We start from the raw sequence: 23,195 nt of genomic DNA on the forward strand, positions 1-23,195 counted from the left end.
TGAAAATACACATGCGGCTTGTGTTAGCCTTTCAGTAGCCCACCCATCGCGGAGAGATGGCCGAGTGGCTGAAGGCGCACGCTTGGAAAGCGTGTATACCGCAAGGTATCCAGGGTTCGAATCCCTGTCTCTCCGCCACAAGCTTCCTGTAAAGACCACCTATAGCAATCTATTGTGCTGCACCTGAATCGACTGCTCCCAAAACGGTGAGATCCTGACGTAGTACTAAATAGCCACTTGAATTGATCTGCAAGCGTACAGGAGTCAGTGCAGCAAACCCCGTTATCGTGGACGCCTTCTCCTTCTGCGGCGGATTGCCTACGGGAAGATAAGTATTCTCCACAAAAGGTTGAGTCGTCGCACTCAATACGTTTGCGGAGGACAGCCCCGTCATGTGCAGATCCAGCGGAACCATGTTCTGAAAATACGTTCCCCCCAGGTTCGACCACACACTGGTCCATCCCGTCGAATCTTCTGCAGGAATCGGTGTCGTCGTTGTCGGCTTTGCGTGCGCAGAAAACATATTCGTCTGCATCGTGGTGATCTGCGTCGTCGTGCGGTTCACAACACCATCCCTGGGCCCCCAGTGGATGTTGTTGTACATATACACCTGTTGCCACTCAGCAGGCACAGGCAAAAGATTCCCTCCCGGCTGCCCGGTGTCGAACATCTGCGCTCCATTGACATTGATCTTCGATGTGTTGGAGTAGTAGTAAAGATTACGCCGGTTCGCCGCCGTGCTCATAGAATGGTCGCCGTTGAAATGGATCAACTGGCCAGCGCCGCTTTTGACGAAAAATATATTTCCGTAGACTAGGTCGTTACGCATCTCCTGCCATGCAATCACACCAGACATGCCCATTGTGTCGCCGCTGCAAAATGGAGTCCCTGAGCAGGCAGTTTGACCAGCACCTCCGATGTAAGCCTCCAGCAGGATGTAGTTTGGTGCGTCCTGCACCTCAACCAGATCAATCGTGCGAGTACCGCAATAATGCCCGGGCGTGTCATTGCAGGTAATCCGGTTATTGCGGATGATGTCTGCAACACCGCGGAGCTTGATCTGCGCTCCACCGGCTGCCGGATCGTATTGACCCGAGATCGTGTTGCCCTGAATCACTTCCATCCATCCCTGGGCATAAACATTATGAGAACCCGTGCCACCATTGGCGAATCCAGCATTGTATATATTGCTGCCTTCGATGGTCGTAGCTCCGACGAACCCACCCCATGAGTGATTCCCGTTGAAGTCGGTGAACGTACCATTTCCGCAGTTATTCAACTCCAGCCCATAGAAGGTCTGATAGCTCCCCATGTTGGATCGCACACACGCAGAGAATCCATTCCATGTCGCTGGAGAACCATTCGGCGTCGTGAAGTGATAACCGTTACGTGCGTTCTGTATAGTCAATCCGCCAACGAAGACATAGGCTGGCTGAACCGGACCAGGGAAGTAATAACTGTACGAACCGGGATGCCACATGCAAATAACCGCTTGCCCGGAACAGGCCGAGTTCCCATCCGCGACCTCATTGCTGATCCAGGAAGCGCCGGTAGCATTGGCAGCATCGAAGACAGGCAGATTCCCATTGGAGTCTGCACACCCAATCATCACCACCGTCGGTTGCTCCGGAGAGGGCGTACCCGAAACCAAGGGATCAATCTCGATGTAGTTATGGTATGTGCCCGGGTCAATAAGAACGGTGTTTCCTGGCGAATGAAGTGCGTTCAAGGGAAGAGCTGCCGGAGACGTGTACTCTCTGGTCGCCCCAACACGATATAGCTTCCCTTTCATCGCCGGATCAACTTCGCACGGCACTGGCTTGGTTCCGCGTGCCGTTACGTTGTAAGGTGCATTGGTCGATGCGACATACATGACCGCATGATCTGACTTCGTGTTATCTGCGACTGAAGTTGCCGTCAGCGTGCATCGCCCTTGCGTATTCCCGCTGGTAAACAGGGCATCACGCATATTCGTATCGGCAAGTGTGCCGCATCCCGGCCCCGAAGCAGACCACGTTACCCGCTGATCGATCGCCCCTAAAACCCATGACTGTACATTCTCTGTTCCTGCTGGACCACCGCCTTTGAACAAAGGGATGTAACTGGGAGCGACAAAGACCTGCACCTTCGCACCGCATGCACCATAGGGGATCGTGACCGACTTCGTCGGATCGTCCACCGAGGTTCCGACAAGATTCACCGTCATCGTGCTTGTAGGTTTGTACTTGCCAAGCGTTCCACCAACCGAGCATGTCCCGCCAGCATTCGCAGTAATATCCACCCACGGTTCAGCATTGGTCAGGCTGTAGCTGTGGCCGCTATTGATTGCAGAGAGGCTAAAGTTGTTGGCGTTTGGCCCCGATAACGACCAGTTGATCAATCCCGAAAATCCAGCTCCCGAGAGCTTCGTTGCCTTCCCCGAATCAGCAATGCGCGCCTGGTCATAGAACAACTTTCCGGCCACGGTGAAGGACGTTGGAGTTCGTGCAGTCACAGTGTATGCACAACAGTTGAGGTCGCCCGCTCGGCCCATGGACAGGCCATCAAATCGAACGATATCCCCAACCGAAAGCGTGTTCGTCGCGGTAATAGTTGCCGTTCCTGCACTGCTCTCCGACCATGCGGTGATCGTGTCTACCTCGCCGGAAACCGTTACATGGATACGATGAGTCGAGCCCTTGAGTACAAAGTAACCATACTGCGGAGGGTTTGCCGTAACAGCCACCACCTGGGCATGCGCCACCGCTGTTACAAATATCATGATCGTCACTAGGAACAGGTTTTTCATCTCTATTCACAATACAGAATGCAAACATGCCATTGAAAACAAGGGCAATTCCTGCATGCACGGGATCGTGACGAAATAACTGCGGATTCGATCTATGATGAACAGACTGGAGGGTCTCATGGACTTCCCTCTTCCAAAACGCAGGACGACTTGGCGCGACTCGCTCTGGTGGCGCTCGTTGGTTCAGGCTCTTGTTGCTGTCGCGATGATGACTGCAATCGCCTACCCACTCATCACATGGGGCAGCGTGCAACTCATTCGTTTAGTCCGGTTGCAGATTGACTCACTACCCGTCGCCTCCGAGCTAGCAAAGGGAGCCCTGCTGATGCTTCCCTACCTGTGGGCCTACTTCTTCGCGCTTGAAAACCTGGCACGTAAGGATCGCAACACCGCAACATCGTCTCCATTCGGGCAATAGCCATCGATCCGATTGCGGCCGTTTTTTACAGCGACCTGCTAAGCTAAGAACAACGCAAAAGGAGAAGCGTCACAATGAGCTCATCGCATGAATCGCCCTGGCTGGATCGCTGGTGGCCCCTGCTGGTCATCCTCTTCGGAATCATCTTCGTCACCTTCGTGACCACCTTCAAGCCAGTCATCTAACCACCGCTGGCCTGGCAACGAAGCCCTCAGAAATCTCTCTTTTGGGAGAAATTTCTGAGGGCTTTTGCATATCGCGAATACGAAAGTTCAGCTTCCGGCGACGTCCCCCCTGCTCCAACTTCCATCAATCGACCGCCACATCGTTCCGTTGGGATTCTTGTCCTGTAAAGCCTTCGGCAGTCGATGCGCACGCACATTGTCATAGCAATCAAGCTTTGCAAATCGGTGAATCGCTACCGGAATGCCGACGGACGTAAACCCTGGGTGCCCCGTCGAAGGATATGGGCCGCCATGATTCATCGCCGGACTCACCGCGACTCCTGTCGGCGCCTTATCATTCAGCAATCTCCCCACCCTTGCGCGCAACGCCGGAGCCATCCTGTCGTAGTCCGCATCGTCCGCGCCCGAATTAGCCGAGTACAGTGCTCCCGTCAGGTTTCCCTCCATGTGTTCGACAATCTGCTGCGCCTCGTCGACATTCTTCGCCATCACAACCATCGTCGCATTGCCAAAAGCCTCTTTCTCCAGCGTCTCAGGAGCCTCCAGCCAATCTGCACCGCTCACGCGCAGGATCGTATTGTCATAACAAAACGCTGCTCCAGGCTCACGTTTTCCGCCCGTTACAACTTTCGCTCCCGCTCCCACCAACTCATCGACACACTTGCTCAGATGTTCAAGGCCGCCGCGAGACAACAACGGCTGGGATGGAGCAGCTTCAAACGCCGATGTCATCGTTGCGACAAAACTCTCCGCTTCAGGCGATTGCGTCAGCAGAATCATGTTGGGACTTGTACAGAATTGACCGCTCCCCATCAAACAGCTCGTCGCCAACTCGCGCGCAATCGTCTCTCCCCGCTCCTGTAATGCAGCAGGAAGCACAACAACCGGATTGATGCTCGACATCTCCAGATAGATTGGCTTGCCCACGGCATCGGCTGCTGCCTTCAGGCGCAATCCGCCGGCGCTGCTTCCCGTAAATCCGGTTGCCGCTGTGCGCGGATCGGAAACCAGCCGCAATCCATCTTCATTGGCCAGGGCGTAAATCATCTGCACAGTTGCAGCCGGCAGCCCCGTTTGTTTCACCGCTGCAAGCGCCTGCTCCGCCAGTAGGCGCGATGTACCAGGATGTGAAGGATGCGCCTTCGCAATCACAGGGTTTCCGGCTGCAATCGCCGCCGCGAAATCTCCCCCTGCAATCCCATTGAACGCGAACGGAAAATTATTTGGCCCGAACACGACAACTGGCCCAATCGGCGCAAAGTGCGTACGAATGTTGTTTTTGGTGTCAATCACCACGTTCTGCCATGAACCCTCGCGCGCCGCCGCAGCAGCCTGCCGCAACTGTCCCGTTGTGCGTGGCAGTTCTACCTGCGACAGTCTCGGACTTGCGGGCAGCGCCGTCTCGCTTGCAGCCATCGCTACCAGAGCATCTGCATTTACCTCTAGATTCGCAGCATACTGCTCGAGAAATGCCGCGATCTTCTCCAACTCAATCCCGCGCATCTCTTTAAAAGCTTCCGTCGCTGCATTCAGCGCAAGATCACAGTCCTCCCACCTGCTCACTGGATACTCTGGGCCAATCGCCTGCCCCGTCTTCGGGTCTTCCGCACGAAATCCCCCGCTCGCATGTGCCTCGCGCCATTCTCCAGCAATCAACACCTTCTCCATCGCTCTCTCCTCTTTATGCATAGGCATGTAGAGCCTTCAGCTCTGCTGCTGTAATCGCTGCGGCTTCAGCGCACATCTCCCGGCTTACATCGTAGTGCGTCACAAAACGAACAGCATGCGGTCCCACTGCACTTGCAAGTACACTCTTCTCTTTAAGACGAGCGCAAAACGCAGCAGCATCCGCTTCGCCCTTCAAACTAAAGATCACAATATTCGTCTGCACACCATCCAGATCAACTTCTGCACTGGCTTCATTGGCGACTGCGTCAGCAAGCAGCCGGGCATTCGCATGATCTTCATGCAATCGCTTCGTCATCTCATGCAGCGAGATCAACCCCGCAGCCGCAAGCACGCCAGCCTGACGCATGCCTCCACCAAGCGCTTTGCGAAACGATCGCGCCTGCTCAATCGCCTTCGCCGAGCCAACAAGCATCGACCCCACCGGCGAACCGAGCCCCTTCGACAAACAAAACATCACTGTCTCGAACCCAGCCGTCAGCTCCGCTACATCCACTCCAAGCGCGGTCGCCGCATTAAACACCCTCGCTCCATCCAGATGCACCGGCAACCCCACCTTGTCCGCACCGCGCCAGACCTCCTGCAGCACGTCAAGAGGAGTCACCGTTCCCCCCGCCATGTTGTGCGTATTCTCCAGGCAGATCAACCCTGTCGTCTGACGGTAATATATCTTCGGCCCAAACACCCGCTGAATCTTCTCCCACGTCAGCACGCCGCGCTCTCCCTGCACCGCGCGCGCCTGGCAGCCGGAGAACACCGCCATCATCGCCATCTCCCAGTCCAATACATGCGACCGCGCCTCGCAGATCACCTCCTGCCCATGCTGCGTATGCAAACGAATCGCAATTTGGTTGCCCATCGTTCCCGTCGGCACAAAGATCGCAGCCTCTTTGCCGAAGATCTTCGCCGCATCCTTCTCGAGCCTATTCACCGTCGGATCTTCGCCGTATACATCGTCACCGACCTCTGCCTCGGCCATGGCCAGCCTCATCGCCGCTGTCGGTTTCGTCACGGTATCGCTACGCAGATCAATCATCATCTTCTCTCCAGCAATCTCAAAACACTCTCAAGCCGCACTCGTCACCAGCAATCTACTGAAGACCTCATTCGAAGCCATTCTTCCACGCAACGTCAGTCGCAGCCTGTCGCCATCCAGCACAACAAAACCCGCTTCACGTGCCTCATGCACCGCCGGTATCACACTCTCGACCATCGATTCACCAAATGCATCACGAAGCACCCGAAGATCAACCCCCGCATTCATCCGAAGCCCCAGAAACAGCGACTCCTCAAATGCCTCTTCTCTTCCCACCCGCCGAACCTCTGCACAATGATCATGCCGCAGCATCTTCAGCGGGGCCTGCTTATCCCCAGACATGTATACGTCCAGATCATCCGCATTCTGAAACCGCACCGCATACGCATCCGCAGGCAGCATGGAATGCGCATCCAATCCAAACCCTATATACGGTTGCCGACGCCAATACTTCGTGTTGTGACGGGACTCATATCCTGCGCATGCAAAATTTGATATCTCATACTGCAGCACTCCTCCCTCACCCAGCATCTCGCACCCAACCTCATACCACGCCGCCGCATCGTCCTCAGAAGGCACTTCACGCGCACCGTAACGTGTCCCCCCCTCCAGCACTTCCTTCCCCAGGCGAGACTCCTCATCCACCTCCAGCATGTAGACACTCACATGCTTCACACCGCGGGCAACCGCGCGTGCAACCGACTCTCGCCAACTCACCTCCGTCTGGTGCGGTAGACCCGCAATCAGATCGATTCCAATATTCTCAATGCCAGCCGACTGCAACCTCGCAATCTCCCCCTCGCACGCCGTTCCCGTATGCAGCCTTCCCACTGCAGCAGCCTCGCGATCCACAAACGACTGCACCCCAAGACTCACGCGATTCACACCCTGTCGCAGCAGCTCATCCAGCGTCGCATCGGCAAGCTGCCCCGGCGCACACTCTAATGTTGTTTCCGTATCCTTCGCCAGATCGAACTCTTCACGTAGCGCCGCAAATATCCGTACAAAGTGTTCCGGCTCTAAAAGACTCGGCGTTCCACCACCAAAGTAGATTGAATCAGCCGCACGCTCCAGCGTCGCGCCCATCTGCTCCGCTCTGCATCGCGCACCTCGTATCTCCGCGCACAATCTCTCGACATACCCCTCCATCCGCGACGGAGCGAACGCGTCCGAGGCAAAGTTGCAGAAGCTGCACTTCGCCTTGCAAAACGGCACCGAAAGATAGAGCCCAACCGCAGCGCTCACCATCAAACCTCTACTCTCTATCCTTTCATGACCTGCTTTTCTTGTGACCAATCATCTGGCTCCGCACTCTAACGGTTCAGTAGAATCCGTCCGAGCCTCGCACCCGGTCTCGTACAAGGAGTTGGGCCTATGTCGCGCCTTCTTGCAACGTTCTTCCTCGCTCTATCCTCTCTCATCCTCACCGCGCAAACCCCACGTACGCCCGTTCTCGTCGAGCTCTTCACCTCCGAAGGGTGTTCCAGCTGCCCACCCGCTGACCGCCTCCTGGCTGCACTCGACGCACAACAACCTGTATCCAGTGCCCAGATCGTCGTCCTCTCCGAACACGTCGACTACTGGGACCAGCTCGGCTGGCACGACCGCTTCTCCTCTTCGCAATTCACCGAGCGGCAAAACCTCTACGCTCCGCGCCTTCACTTCGATTCTCCCTACACGCCACAGATCGTCATCGACGGTAGTTCTCAGTTCGTAGGCAGCGACTCAGCCCACATTCTGGCCTCCATCGCTCAGTCGGCCAGGCAGACAAAAATCCCCCTCACTCTTTCCTCTGCCTCCATCACAGGCCAACGCATCTCCGCATCCATCTCAGCCGAAGAGAATGTTTCACTCCAGCACGGCGATCTCTACGCCGCATTGATCGAACCCTCTGCCTTCACCGACGTGCGCACCGGCGAGAACGGTGGCCACCGCCTCAACCACGTCAGCGTTGTGCGCTCCTTCCAGCGCATCGGGAAGTTACAGGATCTCTCTAAAGGCCCACATGCCTTCACGCTCACCGCTCCATCGGGAACAGCACCGTCCGCAATGAAGCTCATCGTTTTTGCACAACTCCCTGATCAGGGAGCAATCCGAGGTGTCGCCGTCGCCAATCTCTCGGCAAAGCCTTGACCTTGCACAACCTGCGAATCCACCGCGCCGTCCGAGCATCTAGAATGATGTCAGATGGCTGACCAGCAAACGAGCGAGAAGAAAGAGCCTGCGAAAAAGCCTCCGCAGGACGATGAGGTCATGGGCAAGGCCTATGATGGCCGCCTCATGCGCCGTCTGCTCACCTATCTCAATCCCTATAAGCTTCAGGTCGCTCTGTCCGCTGTTTCTATTCTCATCAAGGCCGGCACCGATGTGATGGGGCCCTTCCTCGTCAAAATCGGTGTCGATACCTTTATGTCCGACACCCCTCCGGCTCACCTCTCCTGGCTTGCCCGGCATCTCAGCTCCGACCGTTGGACCGGCATCACGCAGCTCGCGCTGCTCTATTTTGGTGCGCTGCTTCTCACCTTCGTGCTCGAGTTCGTCCAGACCTACCTCATGCAGTGGACCGGCCAGAAAATCATGTTTGATCTGCGCAGCCAGATCTTCCGCCACCTGCAGCGCATGTCACCCTCCTTCTTCGATCACAATCCTGTAGGCCGCCTCGTTACCCGCGTGACGTCCGATGTCGACGCACTCAACGAGATGTTCACCTCCGGTGTCCTCGCCATCTTCGAAGACATCTTCGTCCTCGCCTTCATCGTCATCATCATGCTGCGTATGAGCTGGCCGCTTGCCCTGCTCACCATCTCCGTCATTCCGGCCATCCTTTACGTGACGCGCATCTTCCGTCGCCACGTCCGCGATAGCTACCGCCGCCAGCGTTCTGCCACCGCACGCATCAACTCTTTCACGCAGGAGTACGTCTCCGGCATGGCCATCGTGCAGCTCTTCAACCGCGAGCGCCGCGCCTTCAACGACTTCTCCCAGGTCAACGCCGAAAACAAAAAAGCCTGGTCCGACGCCATCTTCGCCTACGCCCTCTATTACCCCATCGTCGAGCTCCTCAGCTCCACCGCCATCGCCCTCGTCATCTGGCGCGGAGGCACAGCCGTATTCAACGCAGCAACCTTACACTGGCTCTCGCCTCATACGTACCTGGCTTGGGATATCGTTCGGCACAGCCTGATGGGCAACACCGTCACCATTGGCATCCTTATCGCTTTCATCCAGTATGCGCAGCGATTCTTCCGTCCCATTCAGGACCTCAGCGAAAAGTACAACATCCTGCAGGCTGCCATGGCCGCCTCCGAGCGCATCTTCAAGCTCCTCGACACGCAGTCCGAAATCCTCTCCCCTGCCCATCCCACGGCAGGTGACAACTCCGGACGCATCGAGTTCCGCAATGTCTGGTTCACCTACCAGAAGCTCACTCCCGAACAGCAAGCCTATTTCGCCACCCATGACCCGGGCGCCGCAGACACTGCTTCGGATGCCTGGGTTCACGACATCGAATGGATTCTCCGCGGCGTCTCTTTCACCATCGAACCCGATGAGACCGCTGCCATCGTCGGCCACACCGGCGCCGGCAAGACCACCATCACCGCGCTCATGATGCGCTTCTACGACATCCAGCACGGACAGGTCCTCGTCGATGGAGTCGACGTCCGCCAACAGGACCTCAACACCCTCCGCCGCCGCTTCGGTGTCGTCCTGCAGGACCCCTTCCTCTTCACCGGTACCATCGCCGACAATGTCCGCCTCGGATCGACGTGGATTACGGACGAAGCCCTGGAGAAAGCCTGTGACGAAGTCAACGTCGGCGACTTTATCCGCACTCTTCCGCAGCAGTTCAACGAACCCGTCCGCGAGCGCGGCGCCACCCTCTCCACCGGCCAGAAGCAGCTCATCAGCTTCGCCCGTGCCCTCGCGCACGCCCCGCGCATCCTCATCCTGGACGAAGCAACCAGCTCCGTCGACACCGACACCGAGCTTCGCGTCCGGCTCGCCCTCTCACGCATGATCACTGGACGCACCTCTATCCTCATCGCGCACCGTCTCTCCACCATCCAGCGCGCCGATACCATCCTCGTCATGCACAAGGGTCAGCTCCGCGAGCGCGGCACGCATCAGCAGCTCCTCTCCCAACGTGGACTCTACTGGAAGCTCTACGAGCTCCAATACAAGGACCAGGAGCTTGGCTCCGGCGCAGATGCCGGCGTTCCTCTCCAACCGCTTAGCGCCGATTAAGATAAACGGCTTATTGACACCAGATATCAACAATAGTCGCGGCTATTCATGGAACAGTAACCTGATTTTCATCGAAACCCCGAATACTGCCTGAAGAGGCACCCAAAAACAGATGAAAATCACACGATTGTTAATAATCCTGCTTGTCTTTTTATCCGAGAGTTTTGCACAGACCACTTCAGGAACAGTATCGGGGTTCATTACAGACACCTCCGATTCTGCCCTGGCCGATACAACGGTCACCCTCATCGACGAAAAGACAGGAAGCCACCGCGCAACAACAACCAACTCCACCGGCCACTTCGCTCTACTCCAGCTTCCACCCTCTACCTACACACTCGAGCTCACCCACGCGGGCTTCACCACACTTCAAGCCAAAGGACTCATCCTGCAGGTCGGCCAGGAGATCTCCCGCAACTTCACCCTCCACGTGCAGAGCGAGCAAAGCACAGTCACCGTCGAAGCCAACACCGTAGCTCTCGACACAGGCTCCGCAGCCATCGGCGGCAACGTCGCCACCCGCGAGATCCAGGAGCTGCCCATCAACGGCCGCCAGATCTCCCAGCTCTATCTCCTCGTTCCCGGAGCCACCAACTCCGGCTCCGGTACCTTCGACAACATCCGCTTCTCCGGCCGCGCCGTCGAGCAGAACATCATCCGCCTCGATGGCATCGAAGCTACCAGCATCATCGACACATCCCCGGGCAATCTCAACGGCGAGCTCACCTCCCTCTTCCGCCTCCAGCAATCGCTCGAAGCCGTGCAGGAGTTCCGCATTGACTCCTCCAGCTACCCCGCCGAAATGGGCACCGGAACCGGCGGCCAGATCAGCTTCATCACCCGCTCCGGCTCCAACCATCTTCACGGCTCCGTCTTCGAGTACCTGCGCAACGACTTCTTCGACGCACGTAACCGCTTCAACCCCAAAACCACCGGCAATCCGAAGTTCCGCCTCAATCAGTTCGGCGGCTCCATCGGCGGCCCCATCTTCAAAGACAAGCTCTTCTTCTTCGCCAACTACGAAGGTCTGCGCCAGATCTGGGCCGCTCCACAGCGAGCCGCGACGCTCAGCAACTACGCACGCTCGCAGGTAGCAACCAACTCGCCTGTCTATCCGCTGCTCGCAGCATTCCCCGCCGACCCCAACCCCATCGCGTCCGAACTCCCGGTTCTTGCGCAATCTGGCGGCACGTATTCCATTGCTAAAGCTGGTGTCCTGCAACAGAACGTCACCACCGTCGGCACTAACCGCATCAACGAAGACTTCGGAGCCATCCGTTTCGACTATCGCATCAACAATCGCTTCAGCATGTATGCGCGCTACAACCGCGACCAGGGAACATCCTCGCAGATTCAGGATGCATCTCTCAGCCAGTTCGGACAGGTTGAAGTTCCGCAGAACGGTGTCCTCTCCTTCAATCAGGTCTGGACTCCGCGAATCTTCAACGAAACCAAGTTCGGCTACAACGGCATCAAGATGCGCGTTCAGGGCATCGCCGGCCCCAGCCCCAGTGCCGATCTCAGCCGTGCACGTATTGCCGTCGCCGGACTCACCAACATCGGCTCCCTCATCTCGCTCTCCAGCTCCTTCAACGGAGTCGGCGCGCCCTACACCGGCCAGAGCTACTCCTACATCGACAACCTCTCCTTCGTCTCCGGCAACCACAGCATGAAGTTCGGAGCCGAAATTCGCCCGCTCTCGCTCTACAACAACCAGATCGGTGGAACCACGTACACCTACAACTCGGCCCAGCTTTTCACCGGCGAACGGGTCGTTGCTCCCAACGGACAGGTCCTGCTCAACGTCGCAGCCAACCAGCCGTCGCAAATCCAGTTCTACGGCGACCTCAGCGACCTCTCGCCCTTCACCGGCCTCAGCGGCAACGCGCAGGTCAAGCAGGCCTATTACATCGGCTACGCGCAGGACGAGTGGAAGCTGCGCCCCAACCTCACCCTCAGCTACGGCCTCCGCTACGAGTACTACTCGCCACTGCATGAAGCTCGCAACAAAAACGTCTTCTTCGATATGAACGCAGGAACCATCTATCCGAAGTACACCGGCGACTGGTTCAGCTCCTCGAAGACCAACTTCGGCCCGCGCCTCGCTCTCACCTGGTCGCCCGTCTTTTCCAACGGAGCAACTGTCTTCCGTGTCGGCGGCGGTGTCTTCTACGGCCCCGGCCAGACCGAAGACCAGATCCAGCCCGAGGCCAACGATCGCGTCACGCGAACCTTTACCTCTGGCAAAGCCTACCCGATCGTCCCTGCAACCGATGTCTACGCCAACTACGACATCAACAGCCCCACGCTCGGCTATCAGCCGCGCGCTTATGCCCCTAACTACCGCATCCCCGAGCGCGTAACCACTTACACCGCCTCCATCCAGCAGAGTCTCCCCGGACAGGTTCAGCTCATGGTCGGCTACGTCGGATCCACAGGACGCAATCTCTTCCTGCGCTCCATCACCAACCTCATCACCAACGTCACGACCAACCCAACCACTGGTGCCGGTACAGCCATCCGTCAGTTCGGCGGACGCTTCGCCGAGATCGATTACAAGACCTCCGGTGGAACCGACATGTACAACGCGCTCCAGACCTCCGTACAGCGCCGGTTCGCTCGCGGCCTCTCCTTCGGCGCGCAGTACACCTGGGCCAAGGAGCTCGGAACCTCCTCCGGCTCCAACGAAGCAACCACCGCGCAAAACCCCTACAACTTCCGCACCGAGTACGGCCGCGGAACCTTCGACATCCGCCACACCCTCAACGCCACCGTCCTCTACGATCTTCCCTTCGGCCACGGAAAGGCCTACTCCCTCTCCGGACCCTGGGATGCCATCGGCGGCGGCTGGCAGGTCGGCGGTATCGTCAACTTCCGCAGCGGTCTCCCGATGGACGTCCTCATCACGCGGCCTGACATTGCTTACGTCGGCAATCCAGGCACATCCATCGCCGGACAAACCTTCGCCAACCCCATCGTCACCAATGGCGTCGTGCAAACCACCGCAGTCGCCAACACCCCGGGTGGAGGCAACAGCCGTAACATTCGCCGCCCCAACATCGTTCCTGGCGTCAATCCCTACCTCAAGAACGGCGTCCAGTACCTCAATCCGGCGGCGTTCACCACTCCGGCTCCAGGCACGTTCGGCAACTATCGCCGCAACGACCTCACCGGACCCAATCTCGCTCAGCTCGACATGACCCTCGGTAAGAGCTTCCGCCTCCTTGAGCGCAGCGCACTCGAATTCCGCGCCGAGGTCTACAACATCCTCAATCACCCCAACTATGCCAACCCCGGCAACCTGCGTCTCAACCAGACGCTGGCCACCGCGGCCGGCAACGGTGCGCAACCCGGAGCCCCCTTCACCCTGTCAAACGCAGGCTCCGCCGGACAGCTCACCTCAACCGTAGGCAACCAGGTAGGCATCGGAGCGAACCGCCAGATCCAGCTCTCACTCCGCGCCAACTTCTAACCAACAACCATCACTCACAAAATCGCCGCTGAGCCAACCCTCAGCGGCGATTTCCCTTCCTCCCCGAAAACGATATGTCTTTCCGAGCAAAATGGTGCAGCGTCCGAAACAGTTGTAACCGCCGGAAATGATGGTGGGTGTGTCATTCCGAGCGAAGCGCAAAGCGCGCAGTCGAGGAACCCCCGTATTTTGCCTGCACCGCCACAAACTCATCTCACGACCAAGAATCGGGTGCCCATATCTGGCAGCTTCATCGCCAGATGTGGGATCATTCGCGCTTTAGCGCGAACCGCCTTGCTTAGAGCCACAGTTTCAGAGCCTCCAATTGAGCACAGTCGAGTGGTTGCCAAAAACCGCTTCTGGGTAGACCAAGCCTTCAGGCTTGGCCTCTAAGCGCCGCCGCGAAGCGGACACAACTCTGCCGAAGGCTGGAGTGGAGCCGAAGGCGGAACGACCAATCTCGATCGCCAGCCCGGCCACAAATCCTCTGTCAATCCCCGCCCAACTCCAAAAACCTCACAACTCAAACAAACAAAGAGCGATAACCCGCCCAGCAAAACTGCCGATCAGTTTCACCCAGCCTGCTAAACTTAAGCCAGCAGCAAAAACAGGAAAGCCCCGGCTCAATGCCGGGGCTTTCTATGTAACGAAGGTAACCGTCCCAATAACTTCAATGGATTTAATACTTTGCACAAAATCACCCGGAGAGCTAGGAGGCCTTCCTCGCCTGGAACTCCTTCACAATCGCCAGGTACTTCTTAGCGCTCTCAGTCACAATCTCGGGCTTGCCCTCAGCCATAGCCTTTGTATTCACCAGATCGGCGCCAACACCTAAAGCAAAAGCTCCAGCATCCAGGAAGTCATTCGCCGTCGCCAACGAAACGCCGCCCGTCGGAATCATCTCTACCTGAGGCAGCGGAGCCTTCAGCGACGATAGATACTTCGCTCCACCCAGCGCACTCGCCGGGAAGATCTTCACTACATCCGCGCCAGCCTCCCAGGCCGTAACCACCTCGGTCGGAGTCAACGCGCCAGGCAGCGCAGCGATGGAATAGCGATGGCACATCTCAATCGTCTTCAGGTTCAGCGCCGGGCTGACAACAAACTTCGCACCTTCAAGAATGCACGCACGAGCCGTCTCCGCATCCAGCACCGTGCCCGCGCCGATCAGGATGTCAGGACGCTGTTCCGCCAGCTTCCGCATCACCTGGATCGCGCCCGGAACCGTCATCGTGATCTCGAGCACCGTGACTCCGCCAGCAGCAATCGCCTCGGCAAGAGCCAGCGCCTTCTCAACCGACTCGGCGCGCAGCACCGGAACCAGTCCAATATTCTTCAATGAAGCCAGAACAGCGGCCTTCGTCATAATGCATTACTCGCTTTCTCAAAAGTATCGAGCTCCGGAGGGATCGCCTGCCGGAGCTCTGGTTAGAAATCTATTACCGCTGAACGCGAGCGCCGCCGCCCTTCATCACGCGCTGCACCTCGTCGAACGTCGCCATCGTCGTGTCGCCGGGTGTCGTCATCGCCAGCGCGCCATGAGCGCAGCCGCAGTTGACCGCCCAGTCAGCGCCCTTATCGTTCAGGAAGCCGTAGATCAGGCCTGAAGCAAATGAGTCACCGCCGCCGACGCGGTCGAAGATCTCAAGATCTGGCATCGGGCGCGCTTCGTGGAACTTGCCCTCGTAGTAGCAAACCGCGCCCCAGTCATTCACGCTCGCCGTCTTCGCATGACGCAGCGTTGTCGCCACGGCCTTGAAGTTCGGATACGTTGCTACAGCCTTCTCGATCATCTTGCGGAAGTTCGCCGAATCCAGCTCACCCAGATCGTCGCCTACACCCTCGATCTCGAAACCGAGCGCAGCCGTGAAATCCTCTTCGTTGCCGATCATCACGTCAACATACTGCGCAATATCGCGGTTGACTTCGGTAGCCTTGGCCTTGCCGCCGATCGACTTCCACAGTGAGTCACGGTAGTTCAGGTCGTAGCTGGTGATCACGCCATGTTTGCGGGCAGCCATCAAGGCTTCCTTGCAAACTTCAGGAGTCGTCTCGCTCAGAGCGCAGAAGATGCCGCCGGTGTGGAACCAGCGAGCGCCTTCCTTGCCGAAGATCTCGTCCCAGTCGATCTGGCCGGGCTTCAGCTGGCTGACAGCGGTGTTGCCGCGGTCCGAGCAGCCCAGCGCGGCACGCACGCCGAATCCGCGCTCCGTAAAGTTGAGGCCGTTGCGCACCGTACGGCCCACGCCGTCGTACTTGGCCCACTGCACATGGCTCTGGTCGACGCCGCCCTGGTTCATCAGGTCCTCAACCAGCCGGCCGACCGGATTGTCAGCCAGCGCCGTCACAATCGCCGTCTTCAACCCGAAGCAGCGACGCAGTCCGCGAGCAACGTTATATTCGCCGCCGCCTTCCCAGACCTGAAACTGTCGCGTCGTCGCGACACGAACGTCGCCCGGATCGAGACGAAGCATCACTTCGCCCAGGCTGACCAAATCCCACTTACACTCTTCCTTCTTGCGAATCTTTAAACTCTCACTCATCTCTTATCGAAGCTCCGTAATCGTTACTGCGTCCATATCGTCATACACCTGGTTTTCTCCGCCCATACCCCAGCAGAAGGTGTAGTTCTTCGTGCCCACACCGGCATGAATCGACCATCCCGGCGAGATCACAACTTCTTTGTCAGCCATCACCAGATGGCTCGTCGCATCCGGCGGCCCCATCAGGTGCAGCACACGATGCGCCGGATCAACATCAAAATAGAAATAGACCTCGCTGCGGCGCATGTGCGTGTGCGGAGGCATCGTATTCCAGTTACTTCCCGGCTCCAGCATCGTGAAGCCCATCACCAGCTGGCAGCTCTTAATGCCGTCCTTATAGATGGCTTTATAAATCTTGCGCTTATTGCAGGTCTCAAAGCTCCCAAGCTCAACCGGCTTCATATCGGCAAACTTGATCATGGCTGTTGGATATTCAGCGTGCGCGGGATAGCTCAGAAGATAGAACTGCGCAGGACTCCCCGAGTCCTTACTGGCAAAATGAACATCCTTCGATCCACGCCCAACATAGAGCACATCCAGCTTGTCCATGTCGAAAACTTTGCCATCGACCGTCACGGAACCCGAACCGCCGATATTCAACACACCAAGCTCGCGACGCTCCAAAAAATAGTCAGCTCGCAGCTCAGGCTCTGCCTCCAGAGCCAGCGACGTATCGGTAGGCACTACCGAACCGATCACCGTACGATCGAGGTCGACATACGCAAATTCGATCTCATTGGGGCGAAACAGCCCCTCGACCAGGAACGTCTCGCGCAGCTCCTCGGTATTCATCATTTCGTACCGAACGGCATCTGCCATCTGATACAGCCTCATCTCACTTCTCCTTGTTGCAGTAATTGTTGTACGCCTCGTTGGGGGAGGCCGTGATAAGGGCCGCAAATCCAGCATATATTCGACGTTTAGAGCCGACCTATGCCATATGACCTAGCTTGAAATCGAATCCTTTCCACCATACGAAACCCAATCCACGACGGTCAATACAACTCCCATAACCGCACATCCGTGACCTCATCGGGAACCAAGGATTATCTATCCATAAAAATCTATACCTATCAGTGAAAATGGATGGATTTTTGGCAATTATTTGCCCCACCCCCGCGTGCGCCATTAAAGTGGCAACACCATGCAAAATATTCTTGACCTCTTCCGTCTCGACAATAAAGTCGCCCTCGTCACCGGCGCAGCCAGCGGCCTCGGAGCCGCCATCGCCACCGGGCTTGCACAGGCAGGTGCTACCGTCGCCGTCCACGGAAACCGCCGCGCGACAACGGAGACGGCTGCCACCATCGGCTCCAACGCTGCCGCCTTTCGGGCTGATCTATCGACGACGGAAGGCGCGAACGATCTTTTTACACAGGTCAAAGAGAAGTTCGGCCGTGTCGATATCCTCATCAACAATGCGGGAACAATCCTTCGCCACGCCGCCGAGGAATTCCCTCTGGAAGACTGGCAAACTGTGCTTCAGGTAAATCTCACGAGTGTCTTCCAGCTCTCGCAACTCGCCGGACGCGACATGATCGGTCGCAACGCACCAGGCAAGATCGTCAATATCGCCTCGCTGCTTAGCTTCCAGGGAGGAATCCGCGTGCCTGCTTATGCGGCTAGCAAAGGTGGTGTGGCCCAGCTGACCAAGGCGCTTGCCAATGAGTGGGCCTCAAAAAACATCCAGGTCAATGCCATCGCACCTGGCTACTTTGCCACGACAAATACTGAAGCGTTACAGGCCGACGAAACGCGCAATCGACAGATCCTCGAGCGCATCCCTGCCGGCCGTTGGGGCCAGCCCACTGATCTTGCCGGAGCTGCACTCTTTCTCAGTTCTCCTGCCAGCGACTATGTGACTGGAACGGTCGTGACCGTGGATGGTGGATGGATGGGCCGCTGACAAGCGGCCATCCTATTATTCAATTGGCAGTACGACTCCGCCACGCTCGCTCGATATATATGCGGCCTCTACCGTTCGCATCGTATCGATTGCATCTTCGACCCTGGTAGGCAGCGTCTCCGCATCGCCCTCCACAAACGCCTGCAACGAGCCCATCGACCCCATAAAAGCGTCAGGAAACCAGTTCCCAGAGATTGGAGCCTGCCGCCATCCCGCGCCGTCGCGAAGAATGTATTCAAGATTGTCCGGTTCGCCGACGGGATAGTTCAGGTTGACCCCCATCTGCGCCCGCATCGCTCCATCCATTCCCTCCCACTGCACGTAGCTCCTCTGTAACCTGGGAGAGAAGTCATGGCTATGGTTCGTATCGATGAAGACACGCTTGTCGTCTCCGTAGTCGAAGACGATCACACTCTTTGTCGAAGCAAGATTCGGCGTCTTCGGGCTGCGAACCGACTTCGCATAGACACTGCGCGGATTGCCGAACCAGCTTCGCACCAGATCGACATAGTGAATGGAGTGATACGTAATCTCCAGGCGCGGAGCCGTACTCAGAAAGCTCCACAGCTCCCACGGCATGTGCACGCTCAGGGAGACTTCCATGTCGTGCAGCAGGCCCAGCGTTCCGCTCTCTGTCAGGGCTTTAGCCGCGAGCATATTGGGTGCCCAGCGAAGCTGAAAATTAACCGCTGCAACCAGTCTCTTTTCTCTGCAGATGCGGAGAATCTCCAACGCTTCGGCAAGTGTATCGCCCATCGGCTTTTGAATCAGCACGGCTGAGCCATTCGGAAGCTGCGGCAGAATCGCAGGAATCGCCTTCGCAGGAACTGCCACATCGAAGACAGCATTCGCTGGAGCAAAGCGAATAGCTTCCGCAATCGAGTCCGTACCCAGCGCCACGTGGAACTTCTTCGCCAACTCCTCCGCCCGTTCGCGGTTGACATCCACCAAAGCAGCTACGGGAAAACCAGCTTTCGCGTATGCGGGCAGATGGGCGTCATGAACGATGCCGCCGGAGCCGATCATCACAATCGGCCGCGGAGTTTTTGGTCGTGGCTCGTGAATATCACACAGTATGGTTTCAAGATTCATGGGTGATTCTCTTTTCACTTGTACAAACGCCATTCTATTACCGAAACTCTCTCTGCTGGCATCTCTCCAATCAGCTTGCGTCGCCGACTGCTCCACTCGTACGCTACCAGAGAGATGTCCTCCGCGCTCGAACTCGCCCTGCTCTCCTGCGCTCTCCTTGGCCTGCGACACGGTTTTGATTACGATCACTTGGCTGCAATCACAGACATCACAAGCGTACAGCGCACCTGGCGCGAAGGCATGAAGCTAGGCTTGCTCTACGCGATCGGCCACGCCTTTACGGTTGCTCTGCTTGGTGCAGCTGTCATCTTCCTTCATCTCCGGCTGCCGGAACGCATGGACGCCATCGGAGAAAAACTAGTCGGTGCAACTCTGATTGTGTTGGCCCTGTATGTCCTGATTGCATTTCTGCGCCGCAGCCCATCGCATCGGCATGCGCTTCCTCCCAGTCGCATCGCGTTGCTGATTACAGGAGTGCAGCATCTTACATGGCGCCTGCGTCGCATTGTTCGGCCAGACACGCCTCGTCCCGACGCATTTTCCTTCCGTTACGACCGCAGCTCTGTCTTCATCGTCGGCATCATTCACGGGCTTGGCGCCGAGACACCGTCGCAGCTTCTGCTTTTTCTGCTCGCTGCCAATCTTGGAGGAACAAGCCGCGGTTTCCTCGGCCTTCTCTGCTTCATCGCTGGACTTCTGCTGATGAACACGCTGATGACGGCCTCGGCCTCCGGAGTCTTTCTCTCCAGCACACACAGGCCACGGCTCCAGATGCTGATCACCTCGCTCACTGCGGTCTACAGCTTTGTCATTGGAACCGTCTTTTTACTTGGAGTCAGCGATAAGCTTCCTCCACTGCTTCATTAATTTCGATTTTGCACTCGTTTTCTTTGAGGAAGAACTGATGCTTCGTGTTCCCTTCGACCATCTCGATGCCGCTCTTCGCCAGGCGATGCTCCGGCTTGGCCTTCCCGAAGACCGCGCCACCCGCTGCGCTCGCTTGTTCGCAGAGACCACGCGCGATGGCATCTACACGCACGGCCTCAACCGTTTTCCACGTTTTTCTGCAATGGTGAAGAACGGCAGCATCGACGTGCACGCCACACTAACGCTAACCGCCGGCTTCGGCGCGATAGAACGCTGGAATGGGAATCGTGGCATCGGAAATCTTAATGCCCAGGATGCAACCACTCGCGCCATCGAGCTGGCGCGCAAAAACGGTATGGGTGCCGTCGCACTGGCAAATACCAATCACTGGATGCGGGGCGGAGCCTTCGGATGGCAGGCTGCAGATCAAGGGCTCTTCGCCATCTGCTGGTCGAACACGCTGGCGAATCTGCCCGCATGGGGAGCGACGACGCCTGCACTAGGCAACAACCCTCTCGTGCTAGCCATCCCTCGTAGCGAAGGAAACCTTGTTCTCGACATGGCGATGAGCCAGTTCTCCTACGGCACGCTTGCTTCTTACAGCAAGCGTGGAGTCCCACTGCCTGTCCCTGGCGGCTATGACAAGCAGGGGCATCTCACCCAGGACGCCGCCGCCATTGAAGCCTCGCAGCGCGCGCTGCCCATCGGCTACTGGAAAGGTTCAGGCCTTGCTTTGGTGCTCGACGCCATCGCCGCCATGCTTTCAGGGGGTATGGCGACGCATCAGTTCCCGCAGGATCCTCTGCAGGAGGTGGGACAGTCACAGATATTCCTCGTCATCGATCCGTCGAACCTCGCTGCGGCTGCGGAGCTGAACCACATTGCCGACGGCATCATCGATTCCCTGCGTCAAGCAACGCCAATCGACCCGGCCAAACCCATCCGCTATCCCGGCGAACAGACACTGCAGCTGCGCGAAGAGAACATGCGGCTCGGCGTTCCGGTCGATCCGGATATTTGGAATCAGATCAGTTCCATAGAACCGACAAGCGCGTAGACTCGCATCCTGACCGGCAACTCCGCTACCATCTTGTAGGAGCAACAAAAATGGATCTGGCCCAAAAACGCGAGCTGCTGCTTACAACTCTTCGCGAGCTCGGCAGTGTGATGGTCGCCTACTCCGGCGGTACGGACTCCGCCTTTCTTGCCTACGTCGCGCATCAGGCCCTCGGAGACAACATGCTGGCCGTGATTGCCGACTCCGCATCTCTTCCTCGTGCGGAACTGGCTCGCGCGCTAACCTTTGCAACCACGCACAACATCCCCGTCCATGTTCTGCAGACCGCAGAGCTTGACAATCCCGATTACCAGCGCAACGATGCGCAGCGCTGCTTTCATTGCAAGGACGAGCTCTTCTCGCGTATGGAAATCGAGCGTCAGGCACGAGGCTTCCGCCACATGGCCTACGGCATGAATCTCGACGACCGCGGCGACTATCGTCCCGGTCAGCAGGCCGCCGCAGAGCATCACGCACAAGCGCCGCTCGTGACAGCGCAGCTCACTAAGACAGAAATTCGCCAGCTCGCACTGAATGCCGGACTCGATCTATGGGACAAGCCCGCCTCGGCCTGTCTCTCCTCAAGGATCGAATACGGACGCCCAGTCACACGCGAAAATCTTGCCCAGGTGGAGCAGGCAGAAGAAGCCCTTCACGCGCTAGGTTTCGATCGCGTACGCGTGCGCCATCATGGCGATCTTGCGCGCATCGAAATCGATCGCGCCGATCTTCCGCGCGCGCTCAGCATGCAGGTTCTCGACAACATCACTGCATCGCTTCGCTCGCTCGGATTCGTTTACATCACCATCGACACCCAGGGTTATCGCTCCGGCTCGATGAATGACATGTTGCCCGCAACCGCCATTGCTCCGGCCCGGCGCTAGTAGAGCGAAAAGGCTTGGCATCTTCTGCAAAGCCTCCCTCTGCTCCTCTTCTATCGAGCCGTAGCTTTTGCCTCTTCTTTTTTAACGGGTGCGATAGCCATCTTTGGTTTCCAGAACTCCGGATCGGCTTTGACCCACGCATCCACCGGATAGCTCATCTTCGGATTAAACCGAAAGAGATTTGTCTGCTGTGACGCAATGCAGGAAGCCGCAAGTTCGCTCAGCTTCTTCATGCGCTCTTCTCCCATCGAAGCAGCAAATTTCTTCTCATCCACATAGCTCTGTTCGACCTCTACTAACGACCGCATCGGATTGAAGACGAGATACATTCCTCCGTTATCGGCCCCATAGACACTTTCAAACAGCGCCCACTTTGCCTCCGGAACTGCCTTTTCATAACCTTCCTTGTACATCTTCACCAGTTCTTCCCACTCCTTATCATGTCCCGGGCGAACGCGAAAAACAGTGATTTCGAAGTAGCGCATATGCGCAATATCGACACCCGCGCGTAGACTGCCCTCTTCGTGGAAAAGAAAGGCGCCTTGGTCATAGGACGACAACAGCTCGCCGTCCGATGCTAGTGCGTGGTCCAGCTCAGACATCAAAGTCGTATTCTTGGCGACATTGAGGTTGTCCTTCTCCCATGCGTCAAACGATGGATATCCCGTTAGAAACAACACACGCGTCGGACCGGACATGGATTCGACCGCAAAGTAGTGTACGGGCCACTTCGCAGTGCTCATCGCTCGAACAAACGCTGCCTCGGAACGCTCGTGCATGGCACCGCCTTTACCTGGCTTCAGGTATTCACGCTGAATCACAAGCACCTTTGGAGGTCCGGATGTATCCTCCTGAGAACTTGCATATCTCACCCCGCTAACAACAAGACACAAACCGGCAACAGACAGTATCAGATTTTTCATAAAGCCTCCTTTCGGCTTCAAACAATAAGCAGTTAAACGCACATTGCCGGCAGCACCTATGAGCCCACGAACAAGGGAACCTGGAGCGTAGCC

General features: G+C 57.3%; 17 protein-coding genes and 1 tRNA gene. 9 read left to right on the forward strand and 9 right to left on the reverse strand.

Features of this window, described 5'->3' with window-relative positions; all coding sequences use genetic code 11:
• Positions 1 to 50 precede the first annotated feature (50 nt).
• Positions 51 to 138 (forward strand) — tRNA-Ser (locus KFE13_RS00960).
• 31 nt (positions 139 to 169) lie between these two features.
• On the opposite strand, the gene KFE13_RS00965 is transcribed toward KFE13_RS00960, so the two are convergent.
• Positions 170 to 2,761, reverse strand: a complete 2,592-nt coding sequence (locus KFE13_RS00965) for a hypothetical protein (protein ID WP_260705261.1) — start codon at positions 2,759 to 2,761, stop codon at positions 170 to 172.
• A 145-nt stretch (positions 2,762 to 2,906) separates the two neighbouring features.
• Between KFE13_RS00965 and KFE13_RS00970 the strand changes: the two genes are divergently transcribed.
• Entirely contained in the window at positions 2,907 to 3,206 is a 300-nt protein-coding gene (locus KFE13_RS00970) for a hypothetical protein (RefSeq protein WP_260705262.1), read from the forward strand.
• A gap of 272 nt (positions 3,207 to 3,478) precedes the next feature.
• Here KFE13_RS00970 and KFE13_RS00975 read toward each other — a convergent pair whose 3' ends face one another.
• From KFE13_RS00975 to hemW, 3 genes are read right to left on the reverse strand one after another with little or no spacing between them, the layout of a single operon-like run.
• Complete coding sequence (locus tag KFE13_RS00975) at positions 3,479 to 5,086, reverse strand: aldehyde dehydrogenase (NADP(+)) (RefSeq protein WP_260705263.1); 1,608 nt, start codon at positions 5,084 to 5,086, stop codon at positions 3,479 to 3,481.
• The gene (locus KFE13_RS00980) at positions 5,073 to 6,113 is read right to left on the reverse strand and encodes a threonine aldolase family protein (RefSeq protein WP_260707007.1); all 1,041 of its coding nucleotides are present in this window, start codon (positions 6,111 to 6,113) and stop codon (positions 5,073 to 5,075) included. The genes KFE13_RS00975 and KFE13_RS00980 overlap by 14 nt, the downstream gene beginning before the upstream one ends.
• A 30-nt stretch (positions 6,114 to 6,143) precedes the next feature.
• Entirely contained in the window at positions 6,144 to 7,361 is a 1,218-nt protein-coding gene (gene hemW, locus KFE13_RS00985) for a radical SAM family heme chaperone HemW (protein ID WP_260707008.1), read from the reverse strand.
• Between the two features lie 126 nt (positions 7,362 to 7,487).
• Here hemW and KFE13_RS00990 point away from each other — a divergent pair, with 126 nt between their 5' ends.
• The 3 genes from KFE13_RS00990 (at position 7,488) to KFE13_RS01000 (ending at position 13,830) form a co-directional block, all read left to right on the forward strand.
• Positions 7,488 to 8,246, forward strand: a complete 759-nt coding sequence (locus KFE13_RS00990) for a DUF1223 domain-containing protein (protein WP_260705264.1) — start codon at positions 7,488 to 7,490, stop codon at positions 8,244 to 8,246.
• Positions 8,247 to 8,300: 54 nt separating this feature from the next.
• Positions 8,301 to 10,358 (forward strand): ABC transporter ATP-binding protein, encoded by a 2,058-nt coding sequence (locus KFE13_RS00995; RefSeq protein WP_260705265.1) that lies wholly within the window; start codon positions 8,301 to 8,303, stop codon positions 10,356 to 10,358.
• A gap of 112 nt (positions 10,359 to 10,470) precedes the next feature.
• Entirely contained in the window at positions 10,471 to 13,830 is a 3,360-nt protein-coding gene (locus tag KFE13_RS01000; protein WP_260705266.1) for a TonB-dependent receptor, read from the forward strand.
• 709 nt (positions 13,831 to 14,539) lie between these two features.
• Here KFE13_RS01000 and eda read toward each other — a convergent pair.
• The 3 genes from eda to kduI all read right to left on the reverse strand — a co-directional run bounded on the left by eda (position 14,540) and on the right by kduI (position 17,207).
• Positions 14,540 to 15,196, reverse strand: a complete 657-nt coding sequence (eda, locus tag KFE13_RS01005) for a bifunctional 4-hydroxy-2-oxoglutarate aldolase/2-dehydro-3-deoxy-phosphogluconate aldolase (protein WP_260705267.1) — start codon at positions 15,194 to 15,196, stop codon at positions 14,540 to 14,542.
• Positions 15,197 to 15,269: 73 nt separating this feature from the next.
• On the reverse strand, positions 15,270 to 16,373 hold the full coding sequence (locus KFE13_RS01010; protein WP_260705268.1) for a sugar kinase: 1,104 nt from the start codon (positions 16,371 to 16,373) through the stop codon (positions 15,270 to 15,272).
• Positions 16,374 to 16,376: 3 nt separating this feature from the next.
• The gene (gene kduI, locus KFE13_RS01015; RefSeq protein WP_260705269.1) at positions 16,377 to 17,207 is read right to left on the reverse strand and encodes a 5-dehydro-4-deoxy-D-glucuronate isomerase; all 831 of its coding nucleotides are present in this window, start codon (positions 17,205 to 17,207) and stop codon (positions 16,377 to 16,379) included.
• A 310-nt stretch (positions 17,208 to 17,517) separates the two neighbouring features.
• Between kduI and KFE13_RS01020 the strand changes: the two genes are divergently transcribed.
• Positions 17,518 to 18,279, forward strand: a complete 762-nt coding sequence (locus KFE13_RS01020) for a glucose 1-dehydrogenase (protein WP_313900667.1) — start codon at positions 17,518 to 17,520, stop codon at positions 18,277 to 18,279.
• Positions 18,280 to 18,294: 15 nt separating this feature from the next.
• Here the strand turns inward: KFE13_RS01020 and KFE13_RS01025 are convergent, their stop codons facing one another.
• Positions 18,295 to 19,371 carry a Gfo/Idh/MocA family protein gene (locus KFE13_RS01025; protein ID WP_260705270.1) on the reverse strand — a complete coding sequence of 359 codons (1,077 nt, stop codon included), beginning with the start codon at positions 19,369 to 19,371 and terminating at the stop codon, positions 18,295 to 18,297.
• A 114-nt stretch (positions 19,372 to 19,485) separates the two neighbouring features.
• Between KFE13_RS01025 and KFE13_RS01030 the strand changes: the two genes are divergently transcribed.
• The 3 genes from KFE13_RS01030 to larE are packed head-to-tail and all read left to right on the forward strand — an operon-like array spanning position 19,486 to position 22,179.
• Positions 19,486 to 20,238 carry a HoxN/HupN/NixA family nickel/cobalt transporter gene (locus KFE13_RS01030; RefSeq protein ID WP_260705271.1) on the forward strand — a complete coding sequence of 251 codons (753 nt, stop codon included), beginning with the start codon at positions 19,486 to 19,488 and terminating at the stop codon, positions 20,236 to 20,238.
• Between the two features lie 37 nt (positions 20,239 to 20,275).
• The gene (yiaK, locus tag KFE13_RS01035; protein WP_260705272.1) at positions 20,276 to 21,295 is read left to right on the forward strand and encodes a 3-dehydro-L-gulonate 2-dehydrogenase; all 1,020 of its coding nucleotides are present in this window, start codon (positions 20,276 to 20,278) and stop codon (positions 21,293 to 21,295) included.
• Positions 21,296 to 21,345: 50 nt separating this feature from the next.
• Complete coding sequence (larE, locus tag KFE13_RS01040; RefSeq protein ID WP_260705273.1) at positions 21,346 to 22,179, forward strand: ATP-dependent sacrificial sulfur transferase LarE; 834 nt, start codon at positions 21,346 to 21,348, stop codon at positions 22,177 to 22,179.
• Positions 22,180 to 22,229: 50 nt separating this feature from the next.
• On the opposite strand, the gene KFE13_RS01045 is transcribed toward larE, so the two are convergent.
• A complete protein-coding gene (locus tag KFE13_RS01045) occupies positions 22,230 to 23,102 on the reverse strand; it encodes a hypothetical protein (protein ID WP_260705274.1) in 873 nt (290 codons plus the stop codon).
• Between the last annotated feature and the right edge of the window lie 93 nt (positions 23,103 to 23,195).

Source organism: Edaphobacter flagellatus (genome assembly GCF_025264665.1).
GTDB classification, from domain to species: domain Bacteria; phylum Acidobacteriota; class Terriglobia; order Terriglobales; family Acidobacteriaceae; genus Edaphobacter; species Edaphobacter flagellatus.

Coding starts and splice junctions, on each gene's coding strand:
- KFE13_RS00965 (WP_260705261.1), bottom strand. CDS start 2,761: ATGATATTTGTAACAGCGGTGGCGCATGCCCAGGTGGTGGCTGTTACG.
- KFE13_RS00970 (WP_260705262.1), top strand. CDS start 2,907: ATGGACTTCCCTCTTCCAAAACGCAGGACGACTTGGCGCGACTCGCTC.
- KFE13_RS00975 (WP_260705263.1), bottom strand. CDS start 5,086: ATGCCTATGCATAAAGAGGAGAGAGCGATGGAGAAGGTGTTGATTGCT.
- KFE13_RS00980 (WP_260707007.1), bottom strand. CDS start 6,113: ATGATTGATCTGCGTAGCGATACCGTGACGAAACCGACAGCGGCGATG.
- hemW (WP_260707008.1), bottom strand. CDS start 7,361: ATGGTGAGCGCTGCGGTTGGGCTCTATCTTTCGGTGCCGTTTTGCAAG.
- KFE13_RS00990 (WP_260705264.1), top strand. CDS start 7,488: ATGTCGCGCCTTCTTGCAACGTTCTTCCTCGCTCTATCCTCTCTCATC.
- KFE13_RS00995 (WP_260705265.1), top strand. CDS start 8,301: ATGGCTGACCAGCAAACGAGCGAGAAGAAAGAGCCTGCGAAAAAGCCT.
- KFE13_RS01000 (WP_260705266.1), top strand. CDS start 10,471: ATGAAAATCACACGATTGTTAATAATCCTGCTTGTCTTTTTATCCGAG.
- eda (WP_260705267.1), bottom strand. CDS start 15,196: ATGACGAAGGCCGCTGTTCTGGCTTCATTGAAGAATATTGGACTGGTT.
- KFE13_RS01010 (WP_260705268.1), bottom strand. CDS start 16,373: ATGAGTGAGAGTTTAAAGATTCGCAAGAAGGAAGAGTGTAAGTGGGAT.
- kduI (WP_260705269.1), bottom strand. CDS start 17,207: ATGAGGCTGTATCAGATGGCAGATGCCGTTCGGTACGAAATGATGAAT.
- KFE13_RS01020 (WP_313900667.1), top strand. CDS start 17,518: ATGCAAAATATTCTTGACCTCTTCCGTCTCGACAATAAAGTCGCCCTC.
- KFE13_RS01025 (WP_260705270.1), bottom strand. CDS start 19,371: ATGAATCTTGAAACCATACTGTGTGATATTCACGAGCCACGACCAAAA.
- KFE13_RS01030 (WP_260705271.1), top strand. CDS start 19,486: ATGTCCTCCGCGCTCGAACTCGCCCTGCTCTCCTGCGCTCTCCTTGGC.
- yiaK (WP_260705272.1), top strand. CDS start 20,276: ATGCTTCGTGTTCCCTTCGACCATCTCGATGCCGCTCTTCGCCAGGCG.
- larE (WP_260705273.1), top strand. CDS start 21,346: ATGGATCTGGCCCAAAAACGCGAGCTGCTGCTTACAACTCTTCGCGAG.
- KFE13_RS01045 (WP_260705274.1), bottom strand. CDS start 23,102: ATGAAAAATCTGATACTGTCTGTTGCCGGTTTGTGTCTTGTTGTTAGC.